Raw genomic sequence first — 5,363 nt, 5'->3', positions numbered from 1 at the left:
GCAAAAGCACTTCTTGCAGGATAAGGAGCTTTAAAAAAGCTTGAATATACTTCATTAAAATTTACAAAATCATTAATGTTAGCCAAAAAACAAGTTGTTTTAATTACATTATCAAAACAAAGATTGTTTTCTTTTAAAATAGCTTCTATATTTAATAAAGATTGTTTAGTTTGTTCTTTAATATCTTTAGCTTCTATTTCACCACTTTCTGGATTAATAGGAAGTTGTCCTGAAATAAATAAAAGTCCATTAGCTTCTCTATAAGCTGAATAAGGCCCTATAGCTTTTGGATAATTTGACATAGAATCTCCTTTATGGTAAGTTAATTTTCATTTAAAAAATACACGGATTATAATTTTGTTTTATATATAAAATATTATCTTAAAATATATTCTTAAAAAATAAAAATATAAAATATAGACAATCTAACTATAAGAAATTAAATAAAAATCATAAAAACTAAGCAAGAGATTTAAAAGTAAAACATATGAAAATAAATACCCTTATTTAAATAAAGGGTATTTTTGCACATCAAACTGATTTAATTCTCCTCTTATTCCTTTGTGTCCAACGTGCTTATGACAACTAACACAACTTAAAGTTTGATTTGAATCAAAATATTTTTTATGCATTAAATTTTGTTTTGTCGATGCTAAAAGATTATCTTTTATATTAGAGTGACAATTTAAACATCCAGAATCATAAACAAATTTTTTTCTATTTTCTAATTTCTCTAACCAATTTATATTTTCATCATGATTAATAGCTGTTATAAACACTTCTTTAACGCCATTGTGAATTTTAGTTGTAAGATAATTGATTAAATTATCATGAGGTAAATGACAATCTACACAAGCTGCTTTAATACCGCTTGATCCTATACCAGAATGAACATCTTTTAAGTAAGAATTTTCCATAGGCTCCATAACATGACAAGCTCCACAAAATGGCAAATCTCCAGTAATTTTAATCATCTTTTGTGCAAAAAATATAGTTATAAGTCCTATTAAGAAACCGCAAAATACAAGAAAAATTATTTTCTTCATTTTATATCCCTCATCCAAGTTGAAGTATTGTGACAATCTTTGCACATATTATAAGATGGTTTGTGTTCACTATGGCAAGAATAACAATTAAGATTTAAGCCATCATGTATAGAATTATGAGGATTTTTACCCTTTAAAAAATCCAATTTTTCCGCTAAACTTTGCTTACTTTTATGACACTCAAGGCAAACAGGAGTTTTAACTGGTTTAAAATCCTTTTTATCAATCCGCCCATGACAATCTCTACAATCTATCAAAACTTCTTTATGATGAGGCTTTATGGTTCTATTTTGTTCATCTGAATAGGAATTTTCAAAAATAAAACAAAACAATAATAAAATAATTATTTTTCTCATATTAATTTTTCACTTATAATATTTTTTGCACAAAGTAACCCAGAAGTCATACAATCAGGTATAGAACAACTTGTAAGCCTACTAGCCCCATGCACCCCTCCTGTAGCTTCTCCTATAGCGTAAAGATTTTTAATAGGCTGATTATTTTCAATAGATAAAACTTTCATATTTGCATCTATAAAAATTCCACCAGGTGTATAGCTTAAACTTGGCATAGCTTTCATAGCATAAAATGGGGCTTTATTAATTCCTGAATTTTTTGATTTACTAAGATCTTTTTCAAATTTATCTTTTTGATTACTTAAACCTTGTTCATATTCATTAATCGTTTTTTTAAGCTCATTTAATCAAGATCAAAAAAATTACTTAATTCTTCTAAATTTTCAAAACGAAACATCTTTCCAGAACTAATAAAACTTTGCATTCTCCTTGGATCATGCGAATTTGAAAATCCATTAGAATCAAAAATAACAATTGGATAAATATCAGTTTCTAAATTATCCATATGTGCTAAAATTTTATTTGAAAGAACTTGACGATCTCCATCTTCATTCATAAATCTTTGTGCATTTTTATCTACAATAATTCCATAAATTAAATCTTCCGTAGGAATGCCAAAAGAAAAGCGACTTAAAGAAACTTGCACAGGGTTTGCTCCAGCCTTTGCCATAGTTTTTAAAGCTCCAGCAGTTTGTCCAAGATTTGATGGGGTATAGGCACGTTTTAATCTTGGATTTTCTATGCTTCTATATTCAACATCTCTACTAAATCCACCCGTAGCAAAAACTACCGCCATTCTTGCGCAATATCTTTTTTTTAATTCCTGTTTTATTTTCTCTATCATCATTTTTTAAATTTCGATCAAAACGATAATTTTCTCTTACTTCTATCCCTACAACCTCACCTTTATCATTTTTAATAATTTCATCACATTTGGTTTCTTTTTTTGAATTTTCCACCCTCTTTTAAAAAAGTATTATGGATAGTTTGTATAGCCTTTCCGCCTCCACCTATAGTTTGAATAGTTCTTGGAACACTATGACCTCCTAAAAATTTTAATTTATCGCTGTATTTAATCCCACAAGATTTAGCAAATTCATAAGCTTCATTAGAATATTTAATCAATCTTAAGCTTTGCTCTTTATGGTTATATCCCCCGCCAGCTTTATTTAGATCCTTTAAAAAAAGTCCTACACTATCTTGTATATTTTCTTTTTTTTGAAGATCAGAACCCATTACAGCAAAATCTTGTTGGGATAAAGCAGAATTTCCGCCAATTCTATCCATTTTCTCTATCATAAGAACATTAATTTTATTTTTTGCAAGATAGGTTGCACAAATATGTGCACTAATTCCACTTCCAACAACAATAACATCGTAATATTCATCAAATTTTTCATTATTTTTTTTATCTTGAGAAGCATTTATTGACAAAGGAAAGCCAAGGGCTGATATGGCAGCAAAAGAAATAAATTTTCTTCTAGATATTTTTTTTCATAATTATCCCTTTTTTTTAAAAAGGGATAATTATAATTTAATATCAATAAAAAACAAATAAAAACACAATAAAATGTTATTTAGAATATATTCTCGTTAAAAATTAGCCTTTATATATTTAAAAAAATATTTTAAACCTATTTTTTAAATATCTTTAAAATATTTAAACTTATTTTTTTAAAAAAACTTTTCTTAGAATTTTGGAGTAAAAATTCAGCAATTTCCTTTCTTCCAAACATTAATGCAAAAGTATAAGGCGTCATCCCTAAGCCATTATTTTCATCAATATTTGCTCCATATTTAACCAAAAGCTTACACATAGATAAATATCCTTTAAAACATACTCCGGCTAAGGGTGTTTGTCCACGATCATTTTTTTCATCCACCTTTGCACCTTTTTCTAAAAGCATTTTTGCACACTCATAAGAATCATTATAAGCAGCAAGCATAAGCAAAGTATCACCTTTGTGTGTTTTTAAATTGATATTTAAACCCGCATCTAACATTATCTTTAAATTTTCATAGTCATTATTTCTTGCAAAATCAAATGCCATCTTACAAAGCTCGGCAAATCTTTTTTCTTCTTCTAAACTAAGTTGCATAAATTATCCTTTAAATAATCTTTAGTTTGCCCCTAAAAGAGGCAAGTAAAAACTACTTATTCAAAGCTTTTTTAACACCATTTGCATAAGCAGGGGAAATTTTTTCAAAATGATTTAAAGCTCTAGCAATAATTTCTTTCTCAACTCCATCCATAGAAGCAGCAATGTTATTAAAAAGTTGTTCTTTTTGATTTTCATTCATTAAATCAAATAAGGCACGAGGTTGGCTATAAAAATCATCATCCATTGCTTTGTATCTTTGAGCATTGCCTTCTAAAATCAAATCAGGCTCAAGATAACTTTTATCTTCTTTTGGGCTATCATTATAACTATTTGGCTCATAATAAGCTTTACCATTTTTGTAAATATCAAAATTCATAGCACCTGCAACATTATAAGTATTTACCTCGTTTCTAGCACGATTTACAGGTAAAAGATGATAATTTGTTCCTATTCTATATCTTTGTGCATCTGGATAAGAGAAAATTCTAGCTTGAAGCATTTTATCCGGACTAAAGCCAATTCCAGAAACTATATTGCTAGGACTAAAAGCAGCTTGTTCTACTTCATTAAAATAATTATCAACATTTTTATTTAATACTATCTCGCCCACATCCATTAAAGGAACAATCTTATGAGGCCAAATTTTAGTTAAATCAAAAGGATTAAAACCAAGTTTTTCTATGTCTTTTTCGGCTAAAATTTGAAGTTGAACTTTCCATTTTGGAAATTCTTTTCTTTCAATAGCTTCATAAAGATCTCTTTGATGACTTTCCCTATCTTTTGCTATTAAATTAGCTGCTTCTTCATTGGTTAAATTTTTAATACCTTGCATAGTTTTAAAATGAAATTTCACCCAAAATCTTTCATTTTTGTCATTGATAAAACTATAAGTATGACTTCCAAACCCATGCATATGACGATAGCTTGCAGGAATTCCTCTATCACTCATTAAAATAGTTACTTGATGCAAACTTTCAGGACAAAGTGTCCAAAAATCCCAAGCAGCATTATTGCTTCTTAAATGAGTGCGCGGATCTCTTTTTTGAGTATGTATAAAATCAGGAAATTTATAAGCATCGCGGATAAAAAAAGTTGGGGTATTATTGCCAACTAAATCCCAGTTTCCTTCTTTGGTATAAAATTTTATTGCAAAACCACGAACATCTCTTTCAGCATCAGCTGCTCCTGCTTCTCCAGCAACGGTTGAAAAACGTAAAAAAAGCGGAGTAACTTCTCCTTTTTGAAAAGCTTTTGCCTTAGTATATGCACTTAAATCAGCACTTATTTTCATTTCTCCATAAGCTGCACTTCCTTTAGCATGAACCGTTCTTTCAGGAATTCTTTCTCTGTTTTGATGAGCAAGCTTTTCAAGTAAAATATAATCTTGCATAAGCAATGGTCCTTTAACACCTGCACTTAAAGAATTTTGATTATCAGCAACAATATTTCCAAAATCATTTGTTAATTTTTTCATAACCTCTCCTTATATAAAATAATTTTTAAAATAATTATATTCTTTAAAAGTAAAAATAATATTAACTGATAAAAATTATTAATAAAAAATAAAAATTATTTTTATAATTGAGTATTTTTGGTATATTTTTTAATTTTACATGCTTTTTAAGATAAATATTTAGAAAATATTTTGGTTTTTGCTTATAATTTTTTTTATATTGATTGAAATTAATAAAATATATAAATTTATTCAGATGATTTTTAAATTTAAACTTTATTATATTAAAATTAAATATTTTAATTAAAGGAGATTCTATGTCAAATTATCCAAAAGCTATAGGGCCTTATTCAGCTTATAGAGAAGCTAATGGACTTTTATTTATTTCAGGACAACTTCCTATTAA

Annotated in this window: 9 protein-coding genes and 1 pseudogene; 1 reads left to right on the top strand and 9 read right to left on the bottom strand. The window is 27.7% G+C overall.

Going from position 1 to position 5,363, the window contains the following annotated elements; all coding sequences use genetic code 11:
• From JG677_RS06850 to JG677_RS06825, 9 genes are all read right to left on the bottom strand, one after another.
• Positions 1 to 302: Rid family detoxifying hydrolase (locus JG677_RS06850; RefSeq protein WP_200285902.1), on the bottom strand; the 302-nt coding region annotated here is incomplete at its 3' end.
• A 201-nt stretch (positions 303 to 503) separates the two neighbouring features.
• Entirely contained in the window at positions 504 to 1,046 is a 543-nt protein-coding gene (locus JG677_RS06845) for a cytochrome c3 family protein (RefSeq protein ID WP_200285899.1), read from the bottom strand.
• Complete coding sequence (locus JG677_RS06840; RefSeq protein WP_200285896.1) at positions 1,043 to 1,402, bottom strand: cytochrome c3 family protein; 360 nt, start codon at positions 1,400 to 1,402, stop codon at positions 1,043 to 1,045. The genes JG677_RS06845 and JG677_RS06840 overlap by 4 nt, the downstream gene beginning before the upstream one ends.
• Positions 1,399 to 1,728: an FAD-binding protein gene (locus JG677_RS09005; RefSeq protein ID WP_325099568.1), complete on the bottom strand. Its 330-nt coding sequence runs from the start codon at positions 1,726 to 1,728 to the stop codon at positions 1,399 to 1,401. Before JG677_RS09005 ends, JG677_RS06840 begins: the two co-directional genes overlap by 4 nt.
• Positions 1,729 to 1,745: 17 nt before the next feature.
• Entirely contained in the window at positions 1,746 to 2,198 is a 453-nt protein-coding gene (locus JG677_RS09000) for an FAD-binding protein (RefSeq protein ID WP_267905153.1), read from the bottom strand.
• The gene (locus JG677_RS08995) at positions 2,167 to 2,361 is read right to left on the bottom strand and encodes a hypothetical protein (RefSeq protein WP_267905152.1); all 195 of its coding nucleotides are present in this window, start codon (positions 2,359 to 2,361) and stop codon (positions 2,167 to 2,169) included. Before JG677_RS08995 ends, JG677_RS09000 begins: the two co-directional genes overlap by 32 nt.
• Positions 2,330 to 2,836: an FAD-binding protein gene (locus JG677_RS08990; protein WP_267905151.1), complete on the bottom strand. Its 507-nt coding sequence runs from the start codon at positions 2,834 to 2,836 to the stop codon at positions 2,330 to 2,332. The genes JG677_RS08995 and JG677_RS08990 overlap by 32 nt, the downstream gene beginning before the upstream one ends.
• A 200-nt stretch (positions 2,837 to 3,036) precedes the next feature.
• Positions 3,037 to 3,501: a Cj1386 family hemin-binding protein gene (locus tag JG677_RS06830; protein ID WP_200217375.1), complete on the bottom strand. Its 465-nt coding sequence runs from the start codon at positions 3,499 to 3,501 to the stop codon at positions 3,037 to 3,039.
• A 52-nt stretch (positions 3,502 to 3,553) separates the two neighbouring features.
• Positions 3,554 to 4,978: a catalase gene (locus tag JG677_RS06825; protein WP_200285894.1), complete on the bottom strand. Its 1,425-nt coding sequence runs from the start codon at positions 4,976 to 4,978 to the stop codon at positions 3,554 to 3,556.
• A 296-nt stretch (positions 4,979 to 5,274) separates the two neighbouring features.
• On the opposite strand from JG677_RS06825, the pseudogene JG677_RS06820 reads away from it, so the two are divergent.
• A pseudogene (locus tag JG677_RS06820) lies at positions 5,275 to 5,363 on the top strand (RidA family protein); the annotation flags it as partial.

This window comes from Campylobacter sp. TTU-622, from assembly GCF_016598965.1.
In the GTDB taxonomy this organism is placed as follows: Bacteria; Campylobacterota; Campylobacteria; order Campylobacterales; family Campylobacteraceae; genus Campylobacter_D.
Note: the sequence above shows the minus strand (reverse complement) of the source record. Positions and strands in the feature narration are given on the sequence as shown.